This is a genomic window from Bradyrhizobium sp. 26S5 (assembly GCF_036923295.1).
GTDB lineage: Bacteria > Pseudomonadota > Alphaproteobacteria > Rhizobiales > Xanthobacteraceae > Bradyrhizobium > Bradyrhizobium septentrionale.
This window is the reverse complement of the sequence record NZ_CP145948.1, coordinates 59,853-84,428: the sequence shown is the minus strand read 5'-3', so window position 1 is coordinate 84,428 and position 24,576 is coordinate 59,853. Positions and strand designations below refer to the sequence as shown.

Below are 24,576 nucleotides of genomic sequence, written 5' to 3'. Positions count from 1 at the left end.
CGTTCAGAACGTCGCCGCCAGCGTCAGCCTCACGGCAAGCGGCTCGGCCGGATGCACATGGCGGTCGGCGACGCCGTCGATCGGTTCGCCCGGCAGCCGCGACAGATAGTAATATTCGATCTGGTTGGTCTGTGCGTTGAAGAGATTGAGGACGTCGAGCTGCAGCCGCGTCCCGTTGTCGAATTTGTAGCCGGCGCGAGCGTTGACGATAAACGACGACAGCGAGCGGACGCTGTCATCCTCGATCAGCGGGCGCGGGCCGAAATAGCGGGCGCGCAGGCTGCCGAACCAGCCGGTCTCGCGGCCGAAGGTGACGCCGCCGCTGGCGACCCAGGCCGGCGCGCCGGGAATGAAGTTACCCACCGGATCATAATCCGTGAAGCGCGCGCGGGTATAGGCGAGGTCGAAATCGAGATTCATCCACGGCGAGAGCCTGTATTGGTTGGTCCACTCGACGCCGACCCGCCGGCTCGGCCGGCTCGGCTCGGTGGTGCCGGCATCGCCGACGAACAGCAATTCGGAATCGAAGTCGAGCACGAACACCGCAAGCGACGAGGTCAGGCCGTCGACCGCCTTGGTGCGGATGCCGAACTCGGCGCCCTTCGAGCGTACCAGCAGCGGCACGCGATCGAGCGGCGTGACCTTGTCGTTGGGATCGACGGTAATCGTCGCGCCCCTGATGTCATTGGAGTGCAGGCCGAAGCCGGCATTGCCGTAGAACTCGGTCTTGGCCCAGGGACCGAGCACGATGCCGGCCTTCGGGCTCGTCATCGCCGCTTGCGCGTTGCCGGAATTCTGCGGCGTGTCGCTCAGCACGTGGCCGGCGAAATAATCCTCGCGGATGCCGACCGTGGTGCGCAGCCAGTCGGTCCAGCGCGCGGTCGTATCGGCCCACAGCCCGACATTGCCCTCCTGCACCTGGTCGTTGCGCACGGTGGAGAGGATCTCGCGCTGCACGGTCTTGAACAGGCCGACATTGATGTCGTCGTAGCGGGTCTGCACGCCCACCCGCGTCTGGGTGTCGATGCCGGCGACGCTGATATCGACGGCGTGGCTGGCATCGAAGCCATAGACGGCGCGCTTATCAGTCTGGCTGAACTGGTCGCCATTGGCGGGGTCGTCGAGAAAATAGGTGAAGTCGTTGTAGAGCTGAAGCGAGGAGCGGATCACATAGGCGTTGGCCTTGGTCTGCCCGTACTCGCTGGACTGCGCCCAATTGCCCGACAGGCTGAAGCGACTCGAGGTGCCGCCGTCGGTCGGATTGAGCGAGCCGTAGCGGCCGATCAGGCCTTGGTCGATCGCGCGCTGCGCCACCTGGTCGGTCGAATTCCAGCCGTTGGAATAGGCCATCGCGGTCAGCGAGAAGCCGTCGGTCGCGGTGCCCTGGCTGTAGCGCAGCACGCCGTTCAGCTTGCGGATGTCGTCCGGCACGGCCCACGGGCCGTTATATTTGTTGGCCTCCAAGGCCGCGAGCAGCGTGCCGTCACCGACCTTGGTCGAGCCCGCGGCCATCGCGCGCTGGTAGCCGAAGCTGCCGGCGGTCAGCTCGACGACGTTCTTCGACAACCGGTCGAGATAGTTGATGTCGACGGCGCCGGCCGAGGCGAAATCGCCCTTGTCGGCGTAGTAGGGGCCCTTGCGGACATCCATCGACTGGATCAGCTCCGGGATCAGGAAGTTGATGTCGGCATAGCCCTGGCCGTGACCGTGGGTCGGCATGTTGACCGGCATGCCGTCGACGGTGATGGCAAGATCGGTTCCGTGATCGAGATTGAAGCCGCGCAGGAAATACTGGTTGGCTTTGCCTTCGCCGGAATGCTGGGTGACGATCAGGCCCGGCACCGCCTCAAGGACCTCGCCGACGCGCGAGACCGGCCGTGCATTCACTTCGTCGCCGCTGATCTGCCCCGCGCTGGCTGCGGTCGGCTGCAGGCTGGAAGACACCGTTGCGGAGCCGCCGGTGACGCCGCGTGCCGCAGAGGTGGATTGGCTCGGTTGCGGCGCGGCCGGCCTGCGGCCGCCGGCGGCGACATGGTGCGGACGCTGGGACGGCTTGCTGCGTTTGGGAGGCGCTCGGTCGGGCGACGTCACCGTCACCGGCGGCAGCTGCCCGGGCGCGTCGACGGTTTGCGCTTCGGCAGCGGGCACAAAGGCTGCAATGGATGCGGCGGCGGGAAATATCCGCCATACAGTCCGACGCAACGCCCATGCCCCCGCATGATACCTGCTACAGTCACGCGACGACCGCACCAGCTCCAACCAACCCGGCGAAGCGACGCTAGCAAGCGCAGTATGACCTTACAAGAAAAATGTCATACCGCCGCGGCGGCCCGCCAACACGGATAGTCCATGCAACGCATCACCATCACCATCGAGGACGATCTGCTCGCGGAGATCGACGCGGCCGCAGAGGCGCGCGGCTATCAGAACCGCTCCGAGATGATCCGCGACCTGGCGCGCGCCGGCCTGCAGCAGAGCGCGGAGGAGGCGCCGTCAGGGCAATGCGTCGCGGCGCTGGTCTATGTCTATGATCACGCCGCACGCGATCTGTCGAAGCGGCTGGTGCAGAATTTCCACGGCCATCACGACCTGTCGCTGGCGACGCTGCATGTCCATCTCGACGACGACAGCTGCATGGAGGTGACGGCGCTGAAGGGCGCCAGCGGCGAGGTCCGGCATCTTGCCGACCACGTCATCGCCGAACGCGGCGTGCGTTACGGCCGCGTCGTGATGATCCCGACCGCCGCGGACAAGAAGCCGCGCAAGCGGGGGCATCGGCACACGCATGATTGAAGGTGCTTACCTCGCCCCGCTTGCGGGGAGAGGCGTAGGCCGCCTCCGGCGGCCGTCCCAAAGAACGCCGAAGCTATGCTTCGGCTATGTCGCATCGCCAGATGCAATCCGGGTGAGAGGGTACAGGTCCATCCACGCGCGTCACTCGCGGAGAAGGCCCCTCACCCCGACCCTCTCCCCGCAAGAGCGGGGCGAGGGAGAAGAACAGCTACGCCGCCCTCGCCTTGGTGCCGCCCGGGAGGCCGGCGCGGGCGAGGCCGCCATAGAGCGCTTCGCCCGGCATCTCGGACTTGAGGATCGCGCGCACCGCGACCAGCCAGTCGAGATCGATGCCGGTCGGAAATCCCTTGCTCTCGCAGAGGAAGACGAGGTCCTCGAACACGACATTGCCGGTGGCGCCCGGCGCGAACGGGCAGCCGCCGAGGCCGCCGAGCGAACCGTCGAGCACGCGGGCGCCCTCGTCGAGCGCGGCGGAAGCGTTGGCGATGCCCATGCCGCGGGTGTCATGCAGGTGGACGCAGACCGGCTTGGAGCCTGCGATCTTCACCGCGCCCCGCGTCAGCTCACCGACCTGCTTCGGCCCGGCATAGCCGACGGTATCGGCAATCGCGACCATGTCGACGCCGGCCTCGTACAGCTTCTCGGTGAGGCGCAGCACCTCCCTGGGATCGACGGCACCGACGATCGAGCAGCCCAGCGCCATCGAGATCGCGGCATTGACCACGGGCTTGTGCGCGCTGGCGTCGCGCAGCTCGCAGAGCCGCTTGACGTTCTCGATCGCGGATTCACGCGAGCGGTTGGCATTGGCCTGGCTGTGCTCCTCGGTCGCCGACACCACGGAGGCGATCTCGGCGACGCCGGAGACCAGCGCCTCGTTGACGCCGCGCTCGTTCAGCGCCAGCGCGACGCCGTGCGCGCCGGGCAGCGCGGCAATGGTCGTGACGACGTCGCGGACATCGACGAACTGCGGAAAGGTTTTTGCCGGCAGGAACGAACCGACCTCGAAATGCCGGACGCCCGCGGCATATTCGTCGCGCACCCAGCGCTGCTTCGCCGCGGTCGACGGGAATTTCTTCACCAGTTGCAGACCGTCGCGCAGGCCGACTTCGCGCAAGGTTACCTTGTCGTTGGGATAGATATCGTGGACGCGGGTCATGTCAGCCTCACGCAGCGTTTCCGGTTGATGAAATCTTCTGTTGTGCCAGCTCGGCGCGCACCGCGTCGGTATCGGCGCCAAGCACCGGCACTCTCAATCCTTCGCCGATATTGCTGCCGTTCCATTCGACCGGCAATGCGGGGACGCGGAACGGCTTGCCGTCGGCGTTCAAATTGTTGACGAGGCCGCCGGGCCGCAGCACATGCGGGTCCTGTAACAGGTCTTCCGGCCGGTTGATCGGCGAGAAGCAGATGTTGAGCGCGTCGAGCCTGGCCGACAGATCGGCCACGTTCCAGCCTTTGACCACCTCGGCGACACGCGGAATGATCCGGTCGCGCGCCATGATGCGGTCCGTGGTGGAGCGCAAGGTCGGATCGTCGGCGAATTCCGTCAGGCCAAACTCGCGGCAAAAACTCTGCCAATGGCCTTCGGTGACGACCCCGATGAAGATGCGGTCGCCGCCGGCGGCATCGAAGATGTCGTAGATCGGCCAGGCATGCTCGCGCTCCGGCATCGAGCGCGGCTTGCGCCCGGTCATCTCGTACTCGACCATGTGCTGGGCGACCAGGAACAGGCAGTTCTCGAACAGGCCGATACGAATATCGGCGCCGTTCCTGTTGCCGCCCCGCTTCTGGTAGAGCGCGGCCAGGATCGAGATCACCCCGAACATGCCGCCCATGATGTCGTTGGCGGAGGAACCGACGCGCTGCGGCTTGTCGCTTGTGCCGGTCATCGCGGCAAGGCCCGACATCATCTGCACGACCTCGTCGAGCGCCGGGCGATGATCGTAAGGGCCCGACAGAAAGCCCTTGTGGCCGGCAATGATCAGATGCGGATATTTTTTGCGCAGCTCCTCGGCGCCAAGACCCTGCTTGTCGAGCTGGCCGTCGCGAAAGTTCTCCAGGAACACGTCGGCGCCGGCGAGCAGCCGGTGCATCGTGTCGCGGTCCTCAGGCTTGGCGAAATCCAGCACGACGCTGCGCTTGCCGCGGTTGAACAGCGGGAAGAACGAGACGCCCATGCCGCCGAGCGAGCGGGTCTTGTCGCCGGCGGGAGGCTCGACCTTGATCACCTCGGCGCCGAGTTGCGCCAGGATCATCCCGCAGGTCGGGCCCATCACCATGTGGGTCATCTCGACGACCCTCACGCCTTCCAACGGCAGTCCGCTCCCGGTCATCGGTTTCTCCGTGCTCGTTGCGCTCTTGTTCTGACGCGTTTTCTTCACGCGAACCGGTACCCACTTCGCTCGAAAACGCTTTGCTATCGGCGCAGGTTAGGCTTCCGCACGCTATCTGAAAAATATAATCTGTCGAATAGTGTATTCGCGGTTCTAGAACGCTGAGCCCTCATGGATTCGCGCCAGCTTCGCTATTTCATCGCGGTTTACGAGCAGCGCAACCTGTCGCGGGCGGCGGATCAGGCCAATGTCGCGCAATCCGCGCTGAGCCATCACATCGCCAATCTCGAGGCGGAATTCGCCACGCCGCTGTTCGAGCGTAAGCCGCGCGGCATGGAACCGACCGCGGCCGGCGAACGGCTCTATGAGCACGCCCGCATCATCCTGCGCGCGATGGCGGCGGCCGAGCGCGAGATCAAGGAAGGCGGTAGCGCGATTGCCGGTGAGATCTCGATCGGCATGGCCAATTCCGGGATGAAGGCGATCGGCGTGCCGTTGATGCGGACGGTGCTGACGAAGTATCCGAACCTGAAGCTGGCGCTGACCGAAAGTCTCTCGGGCGCGACACTGCTGCATTTGATGAGCTCGGAGGTCGACCTGGCGCTGGTCTACAATCCGCCCTCGGAAAAGGACCTGATCGCCGAGCCGGTGCTGGAGGAGCAGATGTTCTGCGTCGGCACCGAAAAGCTGATCGGCAAAAAAAGGCCGATCACGTTCGAGCAGGTGGCGCAGCTACCGCTGATCCTGCTCCGGCACGGGCTGTCGGCCCGCGCCCTGCTGGACGACCCCGTGCCGCTGAAGCGGCTGGAGGCCAACGCCATCCTGCATCTCAATTCGACCAGCGGCATGATCGGCGCCTTGACCGCGGGCCTCGGCTGCACGATCGCGACGACGCACCTCGTGCGAGAGCCGTTGCAGGCGGGGGCGCTGGTCGCACGCGAGGTGATCGAACCCAAACTGAGCCGCACGCTCTATCTGTGCCGCCTGCGCAACCGACCGATGACCTATGTCATGGAGGAGATGTGCCGGCTGATCCGCTCGCTGATCGCCGAACAGGTCGGGCGTGGCGCGTGGGAGGCCACGCTCCTGATCTAAAGCGATTTCAAGCGGAGCCTGCCCCGCACTTGATGCGGGGTGGGCACCGGTTCGCGTGAAGAAAGCGCGTCGGAAACAGCGCTATCGAAAATATCGAACGATTCCTTCGATATGTTCGTCTGGATTTCTGGCTTCCGGCTGCCAAACATGCGTGACCGGCACGACCTCACAAGAAGGGCGGCCGCTGGACCATACGGGGAGGACCATCATGAGCGCCGTCGAACTCGGCTCGGTTGCCGATCTCGCCAACACGACAGCCGGGCCCGACGGGATTTCGCGGCGGCTCGAGGCGTTGCCCACCTCCGCCTATGTCTGGCGGCTGGTGATCCTGCTCTCGCTCGGCGGCTGCTTCGAGATCTACGATCTGTTCTTCACCGGCTACATCGCGCCGGGCCTCGCCCGCAGCGGGCTGATGACCACGACGACGCAGTCCTTCTTCGGCTTCTCCGGCATCGGCGCCTTCGTCGCCGCGACCTTCGCCGGCCTCTTCATCGGCACCTTCTGCCTCGGCTTCCTCGCCGATCGTTACGGCCGCAAGGCCGTCTTCACCTATTCACTGTTGTTCTACAGCGCGGCCTCGATCATCATGGCGTGCCAGACCACCCCCGGCGGCCTCTTGCTGTGGCGCTTCATCGCCGGCATCGGGATCGGCATCGAGATCATCACGATCGACGCCTACATCACCGAGCTGGTGCCGAGCTGGATGCGCGGCCGGGCATTTGCGATCAACCAAGCGGTGATGCTGTCGGCGGTGCCGATCGTCGCAGCACTTGCATGGTGGCTGGTGCCGCTCACGCCTTATGGCATCGACGGCTGGCGCTGGGTGGTGCTGATCGGCGCGGCCGCCAGCATGGTGATCTGGGTGCTGCGGCTCTACGTGCCCGAAAGCCCGCTCTGGCTGGCCCGCCACGGTCGTGTTGCCGAGGCCGAGACAATCATGCGGACGCTCGAGGCCTCATCGGGTGCGGCCGCTCCGCGCCCCGCATCCACGGTCACGATGGTGGCGACACGTACACCGGTCAGGACCGGCTATGCCGATTTGTTCAGGCCGCCTTACGCTTCGCTCGTCTTGCTGTTCATGATCTTCAATTTCTGCCAGGCGTTCGGCGTCTACGGCTTTTCCAACTGGGTTCCGGCGCTGCTGGTCGAGAAGGGCATCAACGTCACCAAGAGCCTGCAATATTCCTTCATCATCGCCTTCGCCTATCCGCTGGCGCCGCTCTTGGCCGCGACCTTTGCCGACCGCTTCGAGCGCCAATGGATCATTTGCGGCGCGGCCGCCGCGATCTCGGTGTTCGGCCTTGCGTTCGCGCAACTCACCGAGCCGGTGCTGCTGATCGCCAGCGGCGTGCTGGTGACGGGGGCCAACATGACGCTGTCCTACGCTTACCACGCCTATCAGACCGAGGTATTCCCGACCGCGATCCGGGCCCGCGCCGCGGGGCTGGTCTATTCGATGAGCCGGCTCAGCGCGACCTTCTCCGGCTTCATCGTGGCGTTCATGTTGAAGGAGGCCGGCGTCGGCGGGGTGTTCGGCCTGATCACCGCGGCGATGCTCATCGTGATCATTGCTGTCGGTGTCTGGGGACCCAACGTCCGCGGCAAGCCGCTCGACGCCTAGAGCTCTTTTTGATCGCGACATAAACGGCACTTGCCGAAGCCATATTGGGTGTCTACCTCTGCGCTCGTCATTCTGCAGAGGTAACCCAGTCATGTTGGACGCCGCCGTCAAGGCGCTTTCGCAAATCCTGTCGCCGCCGATGCGCACGATCCTGTGGCGTTCGATCGGGCTTGCGCTGGTGCTGATCACCGTGCTGGCGATCGGCTTGCAGCGGCTGCTGAGCTGGTTTGCCGACACTGGCGAGCTCTGGGCCGAAGGCATACTCGGCCCCAACTTCCATTCCACGCTGCACGTGCTGTCCTGGATCATCTCGATCTCGGCAGGGCTCGGCGTCGTGCTCGGCGGCATCTTCCTGATGCCCGCGATCACCTCGCTGGTGGCGAGCCTGTTTGTCGACGGCGTCGCCGACCATGTCGAGCGCGAGCACTATCCGGCCGACCATCCCGGCACGGCGCTACCGGTCACAATCGCCACGATCGAGGGCGTCAAGACGGCGCTGCTGACGATTTTGGTCTACCTGGTCGCGCTGCCGTTCGTGCTGTTCGCGGGCGCGGGCTTCATCATCTTCTTTATCGCGACCGCCTGGCTGTTGGGTCGCGAATATTTCGAGCTTGCGGCGATGCGATTCCGTTCGCCTGATGACGCCAAGGCGATGCGCAAGGAGAATGCGGCGACCGTGTTCACCGCCGGCCTGTTCATCGCGGCCTTCGTCTCGATCCCGCTCGTCAATCTGGCGACGCCGCTGTTCGGCATGGCGTTCATGGTGCACATGTACAAGCGGCTGTCAGGTCCCCGGCGCGAGGTGATCGAGCCGGCGCGGCGAAGCAACGTGCCCTCGGTCTAGGCCGCATCCGGAGGCACCTGCAGTGATGCGGGCGCCCGATCGCGCGCCAGGGGCACCAGCAGAAGCCCGACGATCGCCACGCCGGCGAGCATCGCCCATGCCTCGTTGACGGTGAGCGCGAGCGATGCCCGCTCGACCAGCGGCCGGACGAACGCGATTGTCGCTTCATCCGGCGGCCCCGGCAGACGGTCGATCAACAACTTCGGATCGAGCCCGATCGCCTGCGCCGCGGTGACATCGCCGGCCAGCAGGCGGGCACGGAAATCCTCGCCATAAATCCAGCTTCGCCCGTAGAGGATGGTGTCGATCAGGGCGATCCCGATCGCGCCACCCAGATTGCGCATCAGGTTGAACAGTCCGCTGGCGTCGGCAACCTCCGCCTCCGGCAGCGCGCCCAACGCAATGCGCGTCGGCGGCAGCAGGCAGAACATGATCGCGACGCCGCGCACGATCTGCGGCCAGAACATCTCGGCGAAATCCGCAGTGCGGGGCTGAAACGCGCTCAGACCGAGACCGAGCGCGAACAAGGCGAAGCCCGCACCGGTCAACAACCGCGCGCCGATGCGGCTTTCGAGGATTGCCGCGAGCGGCGCTGCGATCAGCTGCGCGACTCCCGTGACCAGCATGATGCTGCCGATCTCGAAGGCATCATGGCGGCGGACGAAGCCGAGAAACACCGGCATCAGATAGGTCGAGCCATAGAGGCCGATGCCGAGGCAGAAGCTCAGGGCGCAACCGGCCGCGAACGAACGCCGTCTGAAAAGGGTCAATTGTGCCATCGGATACGCCGCGCGGAGCGTGCGCCGGATCAGCAGCGCCATCCCGGCAATGCTTCCAATCAGCAAGCTCACGCAAAGCATCGAGAGCCAGCCGCGTTGCGGCGCTTCCTTCAGGCCAATCATGAAGCTTGCGAGTGCGGCCGCGAGCAGGACGAGCGACCACCCGTCCAGCCTGGAGAACGCGCGGAGATGCAGGCCCTGCTTCGGAAGCAGCAAGGATGTAACCGAGGCCGCAATCGCGCCCGGAAGCACATTGATCAGGAACAGCCACGGCCACGACCAGGTCTGCGTGATCCAGCCGCCGACGACGGGTCCAACAGTCGGTGCAAGCACCGCGACGACGCCCCCAATCGTGGTGGCCACCGCATGAAGGCGCGCCGGGAACAGCATGAACACGGCGGAGAACACCGCGGGAATCAGGACGCCGCCGGAAAATCCCTGCAGCACGCGAAATGTCAGCAGTACGGCAAAGCCGCCGCTGAAGGCGCAGCCGACGGAGGCGATGGTGAACAGGCTCACGGCAATGACGAACAGCCATCGCAATGACAGCGCATGCGTGAACAATCCGGTCAGCGGGATAGCGATCACCTCCGTGATCAGATAGGCGGTCTGGATCCAGCTCATCGCCGCCGGCGAGATCGCAAGCGCGCGCTGGATCGTCGGCAACGAGGTCGCGACGACCTGGATGTCGAGGATCGCCATGAACATGCCGAGGCACATCAGCAGAAAGCCGGCCCAGGTCGCAGCCGATGGGCTGTCGGTGCAGTGCTCCGCCCGGCCGCTCATGGCGTGCCTGGGCGCGGCCAGCCGGCGACGGAGAGCGCGCGGCTCTCGGCGCGAATCCGGATGGCAAGCACCGCGAGATTGAGCACGGTGAAGATCAGCGCCAACACTAGCAGATGCAGTGCGAGTGGCAGCAGCGCGATTTCACCGACGACGACGGCATAGTTTGGATGCGGGAAGATCCGGTAAGGCCCGGACGCGACCAGCGGCGCGCCCGGCAGCACGATGATCCGCGTGGTCCATCGCGGACCGAGCGCGGCGAGCACCCACAGCCGGAGGCCTTGCAGCAGTAGAAAGGCCGCGAGCGCGGCCAGATTGACATCCTGGTCGCGGCCCCAGATCCACAGTGCGATCAGCCAGCCGGCGTGCACCAGCACAATGAGCGGGTAGTGATTGGCGCCGACCTCGACCGCGCCTTGCGCCAGCAGCCGCGCCGTGTTGCGACGCGCCAGCACCAGCTCGCCGAGACGTTGCAAGGTGACCAGCGCAAGGATGATCGAAGCGAAACTCACGCCGCGTGCCTGAGCGCAACACAGCTGAGCGTGAAGCCGGGCCCGAGCGCCGTGAGCAGCGAGCGGGGCGGCAATCCCTTGGCGCAGGCGCGTTCGAGGACAAAGAGAGCCGTCGGGGCCGACATGTTCCCACACGTGGCGATGACGTCGCGTTCGTGGTCGAGCGTGCCCTGATCGAGCTTCAGCGCCCGCTCCAGCGCGGCGATGACCTTGGTGCCGCCGGGATGGCAGAGGAAGCGGTCGATATCGTCGGCCGTCAGCTGCATCCGCGCCAGAATTTCGGCAACGGCCGGCCCAAGGTTGTCGCGAACAAAATCCGGAATGGTGCGCTGAAAGACGACGCCGAATCCTTCCGGATCGACCGTCCAGCCCATGATGTCGAGCGTATCAGGCCACAGCTTTTCGCCGGTCGCCTCGATCCGGGTCGCCCCGCCGTCCCCGGCGCGCAGCACGATCGCGGCGGCGCCATCGCCGAACAGGCTGGCGGCAACGATGTTCGCCTTGGTGAGTTCGTCGTGCCGGACCGCGAGCGTGCAGAGCTCGAGCGCGACCAGCAGCACGTTGGCACCCGGCCGCGCTTCCGCCAGCCTCGATGCGATCGACAGGCCCGACACGCCGCCGGCGCAGCCGAGGCCGAACACCGGCACGCGCGACACATCCGTTCGCAGCCCGAGCTTGCCGGCGACGCGCGCATCCAGCGTCGGCGTGGCGATGCCGGTCGAACACACCGTGACCACGATATCGATGTCGCTGCCGGTCAGGTCGGCGCGGGTGATCGCCTTGCGGGCGACGTCGACATACAGCGCCTCCGCACCCTCGAGAAAGGCTTGCGTCCGCTCCGGCCAACCGCGCCGTTCGAGATACCATTCGATCGGCTTCACGCCATAGCGACGCTGAATGCCGGTGTTGGCGAACAGGCTGGAGAGCGTCTCGAATTCGGGATAGCGGTCGGCCAGGAGGTTTCGCGCGGCCTGCAGCACTTGTCCCTGATGGAATCGATGCGGTGGAACCGCCGTCGCCATGGAGACAAGCGCGGCCGTCTGCCTGTTGTAGCTCATCGTAGCTCCGGTTCCCCCGCTGTGTGGAACCGCGCGATTAGCAAAATATTTCAGACGCTCACCACACAGGTGAGAGCACTGCATTCACTATAAGTTGACCCGCCGGCGATATCAGTGCCGCCTCGCGCAAATCACAGCGCACAGGCTCGATCAGGAAGCCGCTGCGCCGAACTTGCGCATCACGTTCTTCACGAAGCCAAACGGCACCGGCGACAGCGGGCCAGGCGGTGCCCGCTTGATCAGGGCGACCAGGAACAGCGCCAGCATCGCGAGCCAGAAGCAGAGCCAGAAGCCGTCAATATAGGCGAGCGTGTTGGCCTCGCGCTGCACCAGCGCCGCGAGCGTGCCGACGGCGCGCCCGGTCGCCGCCCCGATGCCGTGGCCGGAAAATCCCTCCGTCAACCGCTGCAGCCGGTGCACGACGTCGGCATCGCCACTCTGGACGTATTGCCCGAGATAGTTCGAGTGGATCTGCTCGCGAACCCGCAGCCAGGTGCCCATCAGCGCGATGCCGATCTCGGCGCCGCCGAGCCGGCAGATCTGGATATAGGCCGCGAACGCCGTCGCCCGTGACGGATCGGAGTTCGACAGCGCCATCATGATGATCGGCAGCAGTGTGAGCGCCTGCCCGACCGACAGCAACAGCACGATGCCGACAAAATCCTCCCGCGCCCAGACATGGCTCAGCTGGGTGCCCCAAAGATTGGCGGCCGCGAATGCCGAGAAGCCGAGCACCACGACGACGCGCGGATCGAGATGGCGGAGCAGCAGGATCGAGACCGGCACCAGCACGAACATCGGCAGCGCGCCATAGGTGAACAGCAGCACGCCGGATTGCTCCGGCCGCAGCGCACTGACGGCGCTGAGGAAGTTGGGCACCAGCGACGAATTCGACAGGCTGGTCAGCGTGTACAGCAGGATGACGATCAGCGAGAGCCCGATATTGCGCGAGAACAGCACGTTGAAATGCGCCCAGGGCTGGCGCACCAAGGTCTCGTTGATCATGAAGCCAATGATCAACAATCCGCCGCCGATCAGGAGCGCCATCACCGTGCCCGACGACAGCCAGTCCAGCCGGTTGCCTTGATCGAGCCCGGCATAGACCATCGACACCCCGGCGCCGAGCAACAGCATGCCGCCCCAATCGGCATTGCGAAGCAGGTCGCGATTGACGGGCTCGTTCGGCGTGCCGAGATAGACCATCAGGCCCATCAGCGGCGCGACCACCACGCCCTGCCAATACAGCCATTGCCAGCCGAGGTGCTCGACATAATAGCCGACAAGCGAACTCGACGAGTCCAGCGCGAAGCCGACCCGGATCGAATACATCGCAATCGCCGGCAGCCACCAGCGGATCGGCAGATTGCGCAGGATGATCATCAGCGTCGCCGGCACGAAGGTGCCGAGCAACATGCCGTGCGCGACGCTGAGCGCGATCAACGTCGTATAGTCCCGCACGAACGGAATGGTCAGCGAGACCACGGCGTAGATCAGGCTCGGGATCCCGAGCACGCGGCGCAGCCCGAACGCGGTGGCGAGCCAGGCCACCGCGGGTGCGACGAAGATCTGCGAGCCGATCGCAGCGGTCGAGAGCCAGGCACCCTCGTCGAAGCTGAGCGAGAACGCGCCGCGCAGGTCGGGCAACCCGACCGTGGTCAGGCGGCTGTCGAAGTTCGCCAGGAACGCGCCGAGGAGCACCGCGACCACGGCGAACAGCGGATAGCGCGCGACGTCGCCGCGCGAGACCGGACCATGACCGCGGTCGTCACTTTCCGCCATTGGCGGCCGCCTCGCCGGTGTTGATCCGCGTCACGACCGACATGCCCGGCAGCAGGCGCTCGAGCAATGGCTGGTTCTTCTCGAACTGGATCCGCACCGGGATGCGCTGCACCACCTTGGTGAAATTGCCGGTGGCATTGTCGGGCGGCAGCAGCGCGAATTGCGATCCGCTCGCCGGCGCGATCCGCTCGACCACGCCGCGCAGCCTCTCGCCGGAGAAAGTATCCACGGTGACCTCGACCGGCTGGCCCGGTCTGACGTTGGTCAGCTGCGTTTCCTTGTAGTTGGCGATCACATAGACGTTCGGCAGCGGCACGACATTGATCAGATTGGTGCCGATGTTGACATAGTCGCCCGGCTGCACCTGGCGCTCGCCGGTGACGCCGTCGAACGGCGCTATGATCTTCGTGTAGCCGAGCTTGAGCTTGGCCGATGCGAGCAGGGCCTTGGCGGCGTCAAGATCGGCGGCGCGCTGCTTCTTGGTGCCCTGCAGGACCTCGAGCTGATGGCGCTGCGCAGCGATCACCGCGCGGCTGGCCTGAACATCGGCCTCTGCCTTGGCGTAAGATGCGGTTGCTTGCTCGAGCCGTTGCCGCGTGCCGGCATCGGTTTGCGACAGCGACTGCTGACGCTCTTCCTCCTGGCGAGCCAGCGTCTGCTGCGCTTCCGCGGACAGTCGCGAAGCCTCGGCCTGCGCGATGGTCGCATATTGCAGCTCGACCTGATTGTTGAGGTTGTCGAGCGCGGCCTGCGCGCCGACCACACCGGCCTCGGCCTGCGCGACCTGGGCCTGGTAGTCCGCGGGATCGATCTGCACCAGGAGATCGCCGGCCTTGACGCGCTGGAAATCGGAGATAGCGACGGTCAGGACTTCGCCGGACACGCGGCTGGAGAGCTGGGTCAGCTCGGCCCGCACATAGGCATCATCGGTGGTCTGGATCGTGGCGCTGCCGACCCACGCATCCCAGCGCGTGGTCGCCACCGCGACGAAGGTGAGCGCGGCGAGCACCGCAAACAGCGGAATGGCGAAGCGGCCCCAGAAACCGTTCGCCGCAGGCTGCGGCTTGGCTGGCGCCGGTACCGGTGCGGGCGCGGTCTGGCTGGCTTGTGACGGACCGCCCTGAACCTGCTCTGTCACACCTCACTCCCTCGGTTACGCCGGAACGCGAGACAACCGGTTAGCACATGATGACGATCATGGCTCAGACGGTCTTTTCCGGCCACCGGCAAAGATCATTGATCAGACATACTTCGCAACGCGGCCCGCGCGCGAGGCAGGTATAGCGGCCATGCAGGATCAACCAGTGATGGGCGTGCAGCATGAACTCCGTCGGGATCACCTTCTCGAGTCCGAGCTCGACCTCAAGCGGCGTCTTGCCGGGCGCGAGACCGGTGCGGTTGCCGACGCGAAACACATGGGTGTCGACCGCCATCGTGTGTTCGCCGAATGCCATGTTGAGCACCACATTCGCGGTCTTGCGACCGGCACCGGGCAATGACTCGATCTCGGCGCGCGTGCGCGGTACCTCGCTGCCGAATTCGGTGATCAACTTCTCAGAAAGCGCGATGACGTTCTTGGCCTTGTTGCGATAGAGCCCGATGGTCTTGATGTACTCGCGGACTTTGTCTTCGCCGAGCGCAAGCATCTTCTCCGGCGTGTCGGCGATCGCAAACAGCGCCCGTGTCGCCTTGTTGACGCCGGCGTCGGTCGCCTGTGCCGACAGCACCACCGCAACCAGCAGCGTGTAGGGGTTGAGATGCTCGAGCTCGCCCTTCGGCTCGGGATTGGCTTTGCGGAACCGGTCGAAGGCCTCGTAGACCTCCGCCGCCGTCCACGGCTTTGGTTTGGCGGCCTTCTTGGCCGCCGTCTTTGCCGCGCGGTTGGGCAGCGGCTTTGGCGTTTTCGCGGCCTTCTTCGGTGCGGACCGAACGCTTGATGAGCTGGCGCGTTGAGAGCGGATGATTTTGGCCATGAACGGGATATACTGATACGTCATGACCGCAGGCAACGACTTTGATCCGAGCGACGACCTCAGGGCCAGTAACGTTGAGACTGGTGACCTCGAGGCTGATGACGTCGGGGCCGAGCCAAAGCTGTTCTCGGCATTGCTGACGCCGCACCGCTCGCTGAACCGCACGGGCTTCATCGTGCTGATGTCGTTCGTCACCGTGGTCAGCTTCGTCGCCGGCGCGGTGTTCTGGTGGCTGGGCGCCTGGCCGATCTTCGGCTTCTTCGGGCTCGACGTGCTGGTGATCTACTGGGCGTTCAAGGTCAATTTCCGTACCGCCAGAGCAAGCGAGGAGATCACGGTGACGCCGTCGGAACTGCGGGTCCGCCGGATCAGTCACCGCGGCCATGTGGCGGAATGGGTGCTCAATCCGCTCTGGGTGCGATTCGAGCAGATCTCGCACGAAGAATTCGGCATCGAGCGGCTTTATCTGGTGTCCCGGGGCCGCCGGATCAGCATCGGCAGCTTCCTCGGCCCCGACGAAAAGGCCAGCTTTTCCAAAGCCTTGACGGCTGCGCTGAACACCGCGAAACGCGGCCCGACCTACAACCCCATCGCTTGAGTAAGCTTGTCAGAAATCGGGTGGTTTGATTGCGCCATGGCTCCTAAATCAGACACCATGATGACACTCGCCATACATGACCAGCGCCTGGCCAAGCCGGGCCCCCAGAACGCCGCGCTGCGCGACTATGATTCGGTGCGGCGCGCCATCGCGTTCATCTCGGAGCATTGGCGCGCACAGCCGACCATCGAAGCGATGGCCGATGCCGCCGCCGTCACGCCGGATGAACTCCATCATTTGTTCCGCCGCTGGGCCGGGCTCACGCCGAAGGGCTTCATGCAGGCGCTGACCCTGGATCACGCCAAGAACCTGCTGCGCGATTCCGCCAGCGTGCTCGACGCGGCGCTCGACTCGGGTCTGTCGGGGCCGGGACGGCTGCACGATCTGTTCGTCACGCATGAGGCGATGTCGCCAGGCGAATGGAAGACCGGCGGCGGCGGCATGACGCTGCGCTACGGCTTCCACCCCTCGCCGTTTGGCACCGCGATCGTGATCGCAACCGATCGCGGGCTCGCGGGACTTGCCTTCGCCGACCCCGGCGATGAGCAGACTGCATTCGCCGACATGAAGCGACGCTGGCCGAGCGCGACCTTTGTCGAGGACACCGACGGCACCACTGCACTGGCCCAGCGCGTGTTCGATACAAGGTTGTGGCGGGCGGACCAGCCGCTGCGCGTGGTCCTGATCGGCACCGACTTCGAGGTGCGGGTGTGGGAAACGTTGCTCAAGGTGCCGATGGGCCGCGCCGTAAGCTATTCCGACATCGCCTGCAAGATCAGCAACCCGAAGGCCTCGCGCGCCGTCGGCGCCGCGGTCGGCCGCAATCCGGTGTCGTTCGTGGTGCCCTGCCATCGCGCACTCGGCAAGAGCGGCGCGCTGACCGGCTATCACTGGGGCATCACCCGCAAGCAGGCGATGCTCGGCTGGGAAGCCGGCCAGATCGGGTTGCATTAGCCTGATTGTTGGATGGGTAGAGCGAACCGAAACCCATCTTACGGCTGACTTGCTTAAGCCAGGCTTCCAGCCTCACACCGTCACCCTGAGGAGCGCGAAGCGCGTCTCGAAGGGTCGACGGCCCGGCTGGTGGCCGTGCATCCTTCGAGGCTCGCTCCGCTCGCACCTCAGGATGACGGGTTGAGCGGAGTGATCGCCTCGCCTACCCCGCCAGATCGACCTTGGACGCAACGGTGGAATCGGCATTGAGCCGATAGACCACCGGAGCGCCGGTCGCGAGTTCGCGCTTGAGGATCTGCTCCGGCGTCAGCTTCTCCAGCACCATGATCAGCGCGCGCAGCGAATTGCCGTGGGCGGCGATCAGCGTGCGCTGGCCGCGCAGCACGCCGGGCAGGATCTCCTGCACGTAGTAGGGCAGCGTGCGCGCCAGCGTGTCCTTCAGGCTTTCGCCGCCAGGCGGCGGCACGTCGTAGGAACGGCGCCAGATCAGGACCTGGTCCTCGCCCCACTTCTTGCGGGCGTCGTCCTTGTTGAGGCCGGAGAGATCGCCATAGTCGCGCTCGTTGAGCGCCAGATTCTTCGTGGTCGGCAATCCGGTCTGGCCGATCTCCGCGAGCATCAGCTTCAGCGTGTGCTGCGCGCGCGTCAGATCGGACGTGAAGGCGACATCGAACGACAGGTCCTGCGCCTTCAGCTTGCGGCCGGCGTCCTTGGCCTCGGCGATGCCCTGCTCGGTGAGATCAGGGTCCTTCCACCCGGTAAACAGGTTCTTCAGATTCCATTCGCTCTGACCGTGACGAACGAGCACAAGAAGGCGATCACTCATTTCAGATTCCGTTTCGCTTAGCTGGATTTCATCTCGTCGGGGCGATCTCAGTCGCTCAACCCGAGCACGTCGGCCATCGAGTACATGCCGGGCTTCTTGCCATGCGCCCACAGCGCCGCCTTCAGCGCGCCCTGCGCGAACAGCGCGCGGTCCTCGGCATGATGCGACAGCGTGATGCGCTCCGACGGACCGGCAAAGATCACGCTGTGATCGCCGGCCGCGGTGCCGCCGCGCAACGAGGCAAAGCCGATATCGCCCGCACGCCGCGCGCCGGTCAGGCCATCGCGGCCGCGCGCCCAATGCTGATCGAGCGCGATCTTGCGTCCGGCAGCGGCGGCTTCGCCGAGCATCAGGGCGGTGCCCGACGGCGCGTCGATCTTGGACTTGTGGTGCAGCTCGAGAATTTCGATGTCAAAACTCTGGTCGAGCGACTGCGCGACGCGCTTGACCAGCGCGGCGAGCAGATTGACGCCGAGGCTCATATTGCCCGACTTCACCACGATGGCGCGGTCGGTGACGCTCCGGATCACCGCATCGTCGGACTGCGACATGCCGGTGGTGCCGATGACGTGGACGAGGCCGCGCTCGGCCGCGATCGCGACATTGGCGATGGTCGCGGCCGGCACGGTGAAATCCAGGATGCCGTCGGCGCCCGCCGACATCGACCACAGATCGGCCGACAGCGCGACGCCATTGGCGGGAAGGCCGGCGAGCACGCCGGCGTCCTTGCCGAGCAGCTCCGAGCCCGGCGCTTCCAGCGCGCCGACCAGCACCGCCCCCGGGGTTTCGGAAATCACCCGCGTCAGCGTGCGGCCCATCCGGCCGCCGGCTCCCGCAACAATCAGACGCATGTCAGCCATGGCTCACCTCTGCAGGCCGTATAAAGCATGATCCGGAAAAGGGGAAACCGCTTTTCCGGGCCGATATCATGGCTCCAACGGACGAATCCCACGGCTGTTCCCGGCAATCGAACCGGCGGCTTGGTGTCCGGGCTACGGGCTGTCGTGCCCCTCGATGATGATGAGGTCGGCGATCGAATGCGGCTGCCGCACCTTGAGGTTGGTCTGGTATTCCGGCGAGTTGTAGCAGGCGAGCGCGGTCTGATAGTCCGGGAATTCGATCACGACGTTGCGCGAGCGGCTCTGGCCCTCGACGCCGGTGAACTTGCCGCCGCGAACAATGAACTTGCCGCCGAATTTCTGGAAGATCGCCGGGTTGGCCGCCATGTAGGGCTTGTAGCCCTCCTCATTGTGAACGTCGACGCGTCCAATCCAGTATCCCTTCGCCATCTCTGTTCTCCCTCGTTGTTGTTCAGGCGAGCGCCTCGGCGATTTCGGCGTGAATGGCTTCGGCTGCGGCCTTCGGATCGGCGGCTTCCATCACCGGACGCCCGACCACCAGATAGTCGGCGCCGGCGGCGATCGCACGGGCCGGGGTCATGATGCGCTTCTGGTCGCCGGTCGCGGAGCCCGCGGGGCGGATGCCCGGCGTCACCAGGTTCATCTGATCGCCCACGATCTTGCGCAAGGCTGCGGCTTCCTCGGGCGAGCTGACAAGGCCGTCGATACCGAGCGCCTGCGCTTGCCTGGCGCGCGCTTCGACGAGATCGGAGACGCTGAGGCCGTAGCCCGCGGCCTGAAGATCGTTGTCATCGTAGGAGGTCAGCACCGTCACCGCGAGGATCTTCAGGGTAGAGCCGGCGCGTGCCTCGACTGCCGCCTTCATGGTCTGCGGATAGGCATGCACGGTGAGGAAGGTCGCGCCGAGACCGGCGACGCTTTCGACCCCGCGCGCGACCGTATTGCCTATGTCGTGCAGCTTGAGGTCGAGAAACACCTTCTTGCCGCTGCCTGCGAGCTGCTTCGCGAGCGTGAGGCCGCCGGCATAACCGAGCTGATAACCGATCTTGTAGAAGGTGACGCTGTCGCCGAGCCTGTCGATCATCGCCTCGGCGCTAGCGACGGACGGCAGATCGAGCGCCGCAATCAACCGGTCTCTTGGAGCGATCTTGGCTGGCTGCATGTCACCTCACATCATGCGTTGGGAATGGTCGACCAGCTGCCGCACCAGCGCGCGCATCGCGTCGATGTCGGCCTGGTGCTTCAGATGATCCATATCGTCATAGGCCTGCTCGGCGAATGACAGCGCGAGCTGGCTCGGGATCACGGTCGCGTGGCACGCCGACAGGATCAGGCGCAGCGCCGCCAGCGCGCGCGTGCCGCCGAGCCGGTTGCCGGATGCCGCTGCGATCGCGAAGGCGCGGCCATGGAACACCTGGCCGCGGGCCTCGTGCGGATCCTGCACGCGGCTCACCCAGTCGATCGTGTTCTTCACCAGCGCCGGCACCGAGGAATTGTATTCCGGCGTCACGATCAGGACGCCATGATGGGCGCCGATCATCCGCTTCAAATTGACCGCGTGCTGCGGCACGCCCGATTTCGCCTGCAGGTCGCCGTCATAGATCGGCAGCGGAAAATCGCCGAGCGAGATGCGCGTGACGTCGGCCCCCAGCTGCGCGAGCTCCTGCGCCAGCACGGCAGCGAGCTTCGTATTGAGCGAGCCGGATCGAAGCGATCCCGGGATCACGAGGATTTTCAGCGCGGACATTTCGAAATCGCGGTTAGGGCGCGCGCCGCCCAGCGCGACACCGCAGGGCGATCAGCCCTTGCGATACACCCAGACCCGCGCGGGCGGAAGGTTCATCCAGATCCGCTCGGACGCCTCTGTGGACACGCCGGGCAGCGACTTCGGAATCGGGGGCACCACCGAATAGGTGAACTGCACGAAGGGCGCACCGGGGGCAAGCGCCAGGAAGGCGTCGCGGACCAGCCTGAGGCGGGTCAGCATCGGCTTGGTGACCAGCGGCAGGCCGGAGACCATGGCGGAGGCAGGAGACTTCAGCACCTCCCACAGCGTATCGCGAAGCCTGTAGGCGTCACCCTGGACCACCCTGGCCTGCGGATAGCGTTCACGCAGCAATGCGCAGAAACCGGGATTGTATTCGACCAGCACGAGCCGCTTTTGATCGACGCCATGCTCGATCAGCGCATTGGTGATCGCCCCGGTGCCGGGTCCGAGCTCGACCACCGGACCTTCCGCGTCAGGATCGACATATTGCGCCATGGTGCGAGCGAGCAGCCGTCCTGACGGCATCACTGCGCCCATATGCAGCGGCTTCTCGATCCATGAACGGAGAAAACGAACCTCGTCGTCGAGACGGAGGGGCTTCTTCGACGCACGCACGGACGATTGCAGGGGCATGTCGCTACCAGGCGGGACCGCACAATCGAGCGGTTGTCAGAAAACGGTCATAAAGACGTATAGATCGAAGCCGTTACGGTCAAGCGCGACGACAACTACTGGGTGGTGCGGTTTCCGAAGAAGTCCTTGACCTTAGAGAAGAAACCCGCTGCCTCCGGCTGGGTTGCACCGGACGACAGCTTTTCGAACTCCATCAGCAATTCCTGCTGCTTCTTCGTCAGATTCTGCGGCGTTTCGACCACGACCTGGACATACATATCGCCGGTCTGGCGCGAGCGGAGCACCGGCATACCCTTTGATGCGATGCGGAATCGCCGGCCTGACTGGGTGCCGGAAGGCACCTTCACCTTGGTCTTGCCCTTGTCGATGGTCGGCACCTCGAACTCGCCGCCGAGTGCTGCAGTCACCATCGAGATCGGCACGCGGCAGTGCAGGTCGGCGCCATCGCGCTGGAAGAACTGGTGCGTGGTCAGCGACAGGAAGATGTAGAGGTCGCCGGGCGGGCCACCGCGGACACCGGCCTCGCCTTCGCCGGCGAGACGAATGCGGGTGCCATCCTCGACTCCCGGGGGAATGTTGACCGACAGCGCGCGGTCGCGCGTCACCCGGCCGGAACCGGCGCAGGAGGTGCAGGCGTCCTCGATCATCTGGCCGCGGCCCTGGCAGCCGGGGCAGGTCCGCTCCAGCGTGAAGAAGCCCTGGGCCTGCCGGATGCGGCCGGCGCCACCACAATGCGAGCAGGTCTTCGGCTTGGTGCCGGCCTTGGCGCCGGTGCCCGAGCAGGATTCGCAGGTGACCGAGACCGGGATCTCGATCTGCGCGGTCTTGCCCTGGAAAGCGTCCTCGAGCGTGATCTCCATGTTGTAGCGCAGGTCGGCGCCACGCTCGCGGCCGCCGCCGCCGCGGCGCTGCCCGGCCATGCCGAACAGGTCCTCGAAAATGTCGGAGAAGGACGAGGCGAAGCCGGCACCGAAGCCGGGACCGCCGCCGCCCATCCCTTGCTCGAAAGCGGCATGGCCGAAGCGGTCGTAGGCGGCGCGCTTGTCGCCGTCCTTCAACACCTCATAGGCTTCGTTGATTTCCTTGAACCGGACCTCGCTGCTGGAGTCGCCCGGATTCTTGTCCGGATGCCACTTCATCGCGAGCTTGCGGAAAGCCGTTTTCAGCTTGGTCTCGTCCGCGTTCCGCTCGACCTCGAGGGTCTCGTAATAGCAGCGCTTGGTCGACATCCTTCAATTCCGTCCGGAGTTCATCGCTATCGCCAAGGATTGCGCCTGTCTGGAAGATGCAGCGATCGCCTTAAAGAAAAATGACCCCCACTCCTCCGAGACGCGTCGCGTGCTCTTTGGTGTGAGGGCCATCATCTCAAACCCGCTTAAGCAGATTTCTTGTTGTTCTTGTCGTCGTCGACCTCGGTGAACTCCGCGTCGACAACGTCATCCTTGGCAGCGTCCTTGGCCGCATCGGCCTCGGCCTGCTGCTTGTACATGGCCTCGCCGAGCTTCATCGAAGCCTGCGCCAGCGTGTTGGTCTTGGCCTTGATCGCCTCGGCGTCGTCGCCCTTCAGCGCTTCCTTGAGGTCGCTGACGGCGTCTTCGATCGCGCGGCGGTCGGTGTCCGGGATCTTCGAGCCGTGCTCGGCCAAAGCCTTCTCGGTCGAATGAACCAGGCCGTCGGCATGGTTCTTGGCGTCGACTGCCTCGCGGCGCTTCTTGTCCTCGGCCGCATTGGCCTCGGCGTCCTTGACCATCTTGTCGATGTCGGCTTCGGACAGACCGCCGGATGCCTGGATCCGGATCTGCTGTTCCTTGCCGGTCGCCTTGTCCTTGGCCGAGACGTTGACGATGCCGTTGGCGTCGATGTCGAAGGTCACCTCGATCTGCGGCATGCCGCGCGGAGCCGGCGGAATGCCCATCAGGTCGAACTGGCCGAGCATCTTGTTGTCGGCCGCCATTTCACGCTCGCCCTGGAAGACGCGGATGGTGACGGCGCCCTGATTGTCTTCGGCCGTCGAGAACACCTGGCTCTTCTTGGTCGGGATCGTGGTGTTGCGGTCGATGATGCGGGTGAACACACCACCCAGCGTCTCGATGCCCAGCGACAGCGGGGTCACGTCGAGCAGCAGCACGTCCTTGACGTCGCCCTGCAGCACGCCGGCCTGGATCGCAGCGCCGATCGCGACGACTTCGTCGGGGTTGACGCCCTTGTGCGGCTCCTTGCCGAAGAACTGCTTCACGACTTCCTGGATCTTCGGCATGCGGGTCATGCCGCCGACCAGCACCACTTCGCCGATCTCGCCGGCGGTCAGGCCGGCATCCTTCAGCGCCTTGCGGCACGGCTCGATGGTCTTCTCGACGAGGTCGGCCACCAGCGCCTCGAACTTGGCGCGGGTCAGCTTCATCGTCAGATGCTTCGGGCCGGTCTGGTCAGCCGTGATGAACGGCAGATTGATTTCGGTCTGCGTGGTCGACGACAGCTCGATCTTGGCCTTTTCAGCGGCCTCCTTCAGGCGCTGCAAAGCGAGCTTGTCGTTGCGCAGGTTGATGCCCTGCTCCTTCTGGAACTCGTCGGCCAGATAACCAACAAGGCGCATGTCGAAATCTTCACCGCCGAGGAAGGTGTCGCCGTTGGTCGACTTCACCTCGAACACACCGTCGCCGATCTCGAGGATCGAGACGTCGAAGGTGCCGCCACCGAGATCGTACACGGCGATCGTGCCGGTCTTCGACTTGTCGAGACCGTAGGCGAGCGCGGCAGCGGTCGGCTCGTTGATGATGCGCAGCACTTCAAGGCCGGCGATCTTGCCGGCATCCTTGGTGGCCTGACGCTGTGCGTCGTTGAAATAAGCGGGAACCGTGATGACGGCCTGCTCGACCTTCTGGCCGAGATGCGCCTCAGCGGTCTCCTTCATCTTCTGCAGGATGAAGGCCGAGACCTGCGAGGGCGAATAGGTCTTGCCATCGGCTTCGACCCAGGCGTCGCCGTTCGATGCCTTGACGATCTTGTAGGGAACGAGCTTCTTGTCCTTCTCGACCATCGGGTCGTCATAGCGGCGGCCGATGAGGCGCTTCACCGCAAAGAACGTACGCTCGGGATTGGTCACCGCCTGGCGCTTCGCCGGCTGGCCGACGAGGCGCTCGCCATCGTCAGTGAAAGCAACGATCGACGGCGTCGTCCGCATGCCTTCCGCGTTCTCGATCACCTTGGCGTTTTTGCCATCCATTACGGCGACGCACGAATTCGTGGTGCCGAGGTCGATCCCAATGACCTTACCCATGGTTTTGATATCCTCTTTGTTGCGGCAGGTTGGTTGGGCCCTGACGGCGCTCCGTACCGAACCCCCAGACGTTCACATACTCGCGATATT

General features: G+C 65.1%; 23 protein-coding genes. 6 read left to right on the top strand and 17 right to left on the bottom strand.

All coding sequences use genetic code 11. The annotated features are described in order from the left end of the window. Positions 1-3: 3 nt before the first annotated feature. Positions 4-2,148, bottom strand: coding sequence for a TonB-dependent receptor (locus V5279_RS00385; RefSeq protein WP_338694124.1), 2,145 nt, complete (start codon positions 2,146-2,148; stop codon positions 4-6). A gap of 201 nt (positions 2,149-2,349) precedes the next feature. On the opposite strand from V5279_RS00385, the gene nikR reads away from it, so the two are divergent. Beyond that, positions 2,350-2,793, top strand: coding sequence for a nickel-responsive transcriptional regulator NikR (nikR, locus tag V5279_RS00380; protein ID WP_338694122.1), 444 nt, complete (start codon positions 2,350-2,352; stop codon positions 2,791-2,793). A 208-nt stretch (positions 2,794-3,001) separates the two neighbouring features. Here the strand turns inward: nikR and V5279_RS00375 are convergent, their stop codons facing one another. Both V5279_RS00375 and V5279_RS00370 read right to left on the bottom strand, forming a co-directional pair. Continuing rightward, positions 3,002-3,949 carry a hydroxymethylglutaryl-CoA lyase gene (locus V5279_RS00375; RefSeq protein ID WP_338694119.1) on the bottom strand — a complete coding sequence of 316 codons (948 nt, stop codon included), beginning with the start codon at positions 3,947-3,949 and terminating at the stop codon, positions 3,002-3,004. A gap of 7 nt (positions 3,950-3,956) precedes the next feature. Beyond that, the gene (locus V5279_RS00370; protein ID WP_338694117.1) at positions 3,957-5,126 is read right to left on the bottom strand and encodes a CoA transferase; all 1,170 of its coding nucleotides are present in this window, start codon (positions 5,124-5,126) and stop codon (positions 3,957-3,959) included. Between the two features lie 171 nt (positions 5,127-5,297). Between V5279_RS00370 and V5279_RS00365 the strand changes: the two genes are divergently transcribed. From V5279_RS00365 to V5279_RS00355, 3 genes are all read left to right on the top strand, one after another. Next, positions 5,298-6,221 (top strand): LysR family transcriptional regulator, encoded by a 924-nt coding sequence (locus tag V5279_RS00365; RefSeq protein WP_338694115.1) that lies wholly within the window; start codon positions 5,298-5,300, stop codon positions 6,219-6,221. A 208-nt stretch (positions 6,222-6,429) separates the two neighbouring features. Then, the gene (locus V5279_RS00360) at positions 6,430-7,842 is read left to right on the top strand and encodes an MFS transporter (protein WP_338694113.1); all 1,413 of its coding nucleotides are present in this window, start codon (positions 6,430-6,432) and stop codon (positions 7,840-7,842) included. Between the two features lie 91 nt (positions 7,843-7,933). Beyond that, the gene (locus V5279_RS00355) at positions 7,934-8,686 is read left to right on the top strand and encodes a sulfate transporter family protein (protein ID WP_338694111.1); all 753 of its coding nucleotides are present in this window, start codon (positions 7,934-7,936) and stop codon (positions 8,684-8,686) included. Here V5279_RS00355 and V5279_RS00350 read toward each other — a convergent pair. The 6 genes from V5279_RS00350 to nth all read right to left on the bottom strand — a co-directional run bounded on the left by V5279_RS00350 (position 8,683) and on the right by nth (position 15,570). Next, positions 8,683-10,251, bottom strand: coding sequence for a DHA2 family efflux MFS transporter permease subunit (locus V5279_RS00350; protein WP_414645885.1), 1,569 nt, complete (start codon positions 10,249-10,251; stop codon positions 8,683-8,685). The two genes, V5279_RS00355 and V5279_RS00350, sit on opposite strands and share 4 nt — an antisense overlap. Then, complete coding sequence (locus tag V5279_RS00345; protein ID WP_338694109.1) at positions 10,248-10,760, bottom strand: isoprenylcysteine carboxyl methyltransferase family protein; 513 nt, start codon at positions 10,758-10,760, stop codon at positions 10,248-10,250. Before V5279_RS00345 ends, V5279_RS00350 begins: the two co-directional genes overlap by 4 nt. Further along, on the bottom strand, positions 10,757-11,818 hold the full coding sequence (locus tag V5279_RS00340; RefSeq protein ID WP_338694107.1) for a type III polyketide synthase: 1,062 nt from the start codon (positions 11,816-11,818) through the stop codon (positions 10,757-10,759). The genes V5279_RS00345 and V5279_RS00340 overlap by 4 nt, the downstream gene beginning before the upstream one ends. Before the next feature lie 150 nt (positions 11,819-11,968). Continuing rightward, on the bottom strand, positions 11,969-13,597 hold the full coding sequence (locus V5279_RS00335; RefSeq protein WP_338694105.1) for an MFS transporter: 1,629 nt from the start codon (positions 13,595-13,597) through the stop codon (positions 11,969-11,971). Then, entirely contained in the window at positions 13,584-14,735 is a 1,152-nt protein-coding gene (locus V5279_RS00330; protein ID WP_338694103.1) for an HlyD family secretion protein, read from the bottom strand. The genes V5279_RS00335 and V5279_RS00330 overlap by 14 nt, the downstream gene beginning before the upstream one ends. Before the next feature lie 64 nt (positions 14,736-14,799). Next, the gene (gene nth / locus V5279_RS00325) at positions 14,800-15,570 is read right to left on the bottom strand and encodes an endonuclease III (RefSeq protein ID WP_414645987.1); all 771 of its coding nucleotides are present in this window, start codon (positions 15,568-15,570) and stop codon (positions 14,800-14,802) included. Between the two features lie 22 nt (positions 15,571-15,592). On the opposite strand from nth, the gene V5279_RS00320 reads away from it, so the two are divergent. Then, positions 15,593-16,168: a DUF2244 domain-containing protein gene (locus V5279_RS00320; protein WP_338694099.1), complete on the top strand. Its 576-nt coding sequence runs from the start codon at positions 15,593-15,595 to the stop codon at positions 16,166-16,168. A gap of 57 nt (positions 16,169-16,225) precedes the next feature. Next, complete coding sequence (locus tag V5279_RS00315) at positions 16,226-17,122, top strand: bifunctional helix-turn-helix domain-containing protein/methylated-DNA--[protein]-cysteine S-methyltransferase (RefSeq protein ID WP_338701755.1); 897 nt, start codon at positions 16,226-16,228, stop codon at positions 17,120-17,122. Positions 17,123-17,324: 202 nt separating this feature from the next. On the opposite strand, the gene V5279_RS00310 is transcribed toward V5279_RS00315, so the two are convergent. From V5279_RS00310 to dnaK, 8 genes are all read right to left on the bottom strand, one after another. Then, positions 17,325-17,948 carry a 2,3-bisphosphoglycerate-dependent phosphoglycerate mutase gene (locus V5279_RS00310; protein WP_166300205.1) on the bottom strand — a complete coding sequence of 208 codons (624 nt, stop codon included), beginning with the start codon at positions 17,946-17,948 and terminating at the stop codon, positions 17,325-17,327. Positions 17,949-17,995: 47 nt separating this feature from the next. Then, positions 17,996-18,808: a 4-hydroxy-tetrahydrodipicolinate reductase gene (dapB, locus tag V5279_RS00305; RefSeq protein WP_166212892.1), complete on the bottom strand. Its 813-nt coding sequence runs from the start codon at positions 18,806-18,808 to the stop codon at positions 17,996-17,998. A 132-nt stretch (positions 18,809-18,940) separates the two neighbouring features. Then, complete coding sequence (locus tag V5279_RS00300; protein WP_166300201.1) at positions 18,941-19,237, bottom strand: DUF1330 domain-containing protein; 297 nt, start codon at positions 19,235-19,237, stop codon at positions 18,941-18,943. 22 nt (positions 19,238-19,259) lie between these two features. After that, a complete protein-coding gene (gene pyrF / locus V5279_RS00295; RefSeq protein WP_338694095.1) occupies positions 19,260-19,970 on the bottom strand; it encodes an orotidine-5'-phosphate decarboxylase in 711 nt (236 codons plus the stop codon). 6 nt (positions 19,971-19,976) lie between these two features. Next, positions 19,977-20,555, bottom strand: a complete 579-nt coding sequence (locus V5279_RS00290; protein WP_338694093.1) for an NAD(P)H-dependent oxidoreductase — start codon at positions 20,553-20,555, stop codon at positions 19,977-19,979. 51 nt (positions 20,556-20,606) lie between these two features. Continuing rightward, positions 20,607-21,209 carry a class I SAM-dependent methyltransferase gene (locus V5279_RS00285; protein WP_029081008.1) on the bottom strand — a complete coding sequence of 201 codons (603 nt, stop codon included), beginning with the start codon at positions 21,207-21,209 and terminating at the stop codon, positions 20,607-20,609. Between the two features lie 95 nt (positions 21,210-21,304). After that, positions 21,305-22,438: a molecular chaperone DnaJ gene (gene dnaJ, locus V5279_RS00280; RefSeq protein ID WP_029081007.1), complete on the bottom strand. Its 1,134-nt coding sequence runs from the start codon at positions 22,436-22,438 to the stop codon at positions 21,305-21,307. A gap of 146 nt (positions 22,439-22,584) precedes the next feature. After that, entirely contained in the window at positions 22,585-24,486 is a 1,902-nt protein-coding gene (dnaK, locus tag V5279_RS00275; RefSeq protein ID WP_029081006.1) for a molecular chaperone DnaK, read from the bottom strand. Positions 24,487-24,576: the final 90 nt, after the last annotated feature.

Coding starts and splice junctions, on each gene's coding strand:
- nikR (WP_338694122.1), top strand. CDS start 2,350: ATGCAACGCATCACCATCACCATCGAGGACGATCTGCTCGCGGAGATC.
- V5279_RS00375 (WP_338694119.1), bottom strand. CDS start 3,949: ATGACCCGCGTCCACGATATCTATCCCAACGACAAGGTAACCTTGCGC.
- V5279_RS00370 (WP_338694117.1), bottom strand. CDS start 5,126: ATGACCGGGAGCGGACTGCCGTTGGAAGGCGTGAGGGTCGTCGAGATG.
- V5279_RS00365 (WP_338694115.1), top strand. CDS start 5,298: ATGGATTCGCGCCAGCTTCGCTATTTCATCGCGGTTTACGAGCAGCGC.
- V5279_RS00360 (WP_338694113.1), top strand. CDS start 6,430: ATGAGCGCCGTCGAACTCGGCTCGGTTGCCGATCTCGCCAACACGACA.
- V5279_RS00355 (WP_338694111.1), top strand. CDS start 7,934: ATGTTGGACGCCGCCGTCAAGGCGCTTTCGCAAATCCTGTCGCCGCCG.
- V5279_RS00350 (WP_414645885.1), bottom strand. CDS start 10,251: ATGAGCGGCCGGGCGGAGCACTGCACCGACAGCCCATCGGCTGCGACC.
- V5279_RS00340 (WP_338694107.1), bottom strand. CDS start 11,818: ATGAGCTACAACAGGCAGACGGCCGCGCTTGTCTCCATGGCGACGGCG.
- V5279_RS00335 (WP_338694105.1), bottom strand. CDS start 13,597: ATGGCGGAAAGTGACGACCGCGGTCATGGTCCGGTCTCGCGCGGCGAC.
- nth (WP_414645987.1), bottom strand. CDS start 15,570: ATGGCCAAAATCATCCGCTCTCAACGCGCCAGCTCATCAAGCGTTCGG.
- V5279_RS00320 (WP_338694099.1), top strand. CDS start 15,593: ATGACCGCAGGCAACGACTTTGATCCGAGCGACGACCTCAGGGCCAGT.
- V5279_RS00315 (WP_338701755.1), top strand. CDS start 16,226: ATGATGACACTCGCCATACATGACCAGCGCCTGGCCAAGCCGGGCCCC.
- V5279_RS00310 (WP_166300205.1), bottom strand. CDS start 17,948: ATGAGTGATCGCCTTCTTGTGCTCGTTCGTCACGGTCAGAGCGAATGG.
- dapB (WP_166212892.1), bottom strand. CDS start 18,808: ATGGCTGACATGCGTCTGATTGTTGCGGGAGCCGGCGGCCGGATGGGC.
- V5279_RS00300 (WP_166300201.1), bottom strand. CDS start 19,237: ATGGCGAAGGGATACTGGATTGGACGCGTCGACGTTCACAATGAGGAG.
- pyrF (WP_338694095.1), bottom strand. CDS start 19,970: ATGCAGCCAGCCAAGATCGCTCCAAGAGACCGGTTGATTGCGGCGCTC.
- V5279_RS00290 (WP_338694093.1), bottom strand. CDS start 20,555: ATGTCCGCGCTGAAAATCCTCGTGATCCCGGGATCGCTTCGATCCGGC.
- V5279_RS00285 (WP_029081008.1), bottom strand. CDS start 21,209: ATGCCCCTGCAATCGTCCGTGCGTGCGTCGAAGAAGCCCCTCCGTCTC.
- dnaJ (WP_029081007.1), bottom strand. CDS start 22,438: ATGTCGACCAAGCGCTGCTATTACGAGACCCTCGAGGTCGAGCGGAAC.
- dnaK (WP_029081006.1), bottom strand. CDS start 24,486: ATGGGTAAGGTCATTGGGATCGACCTCGGCACCACGAATTCGTGCGTC.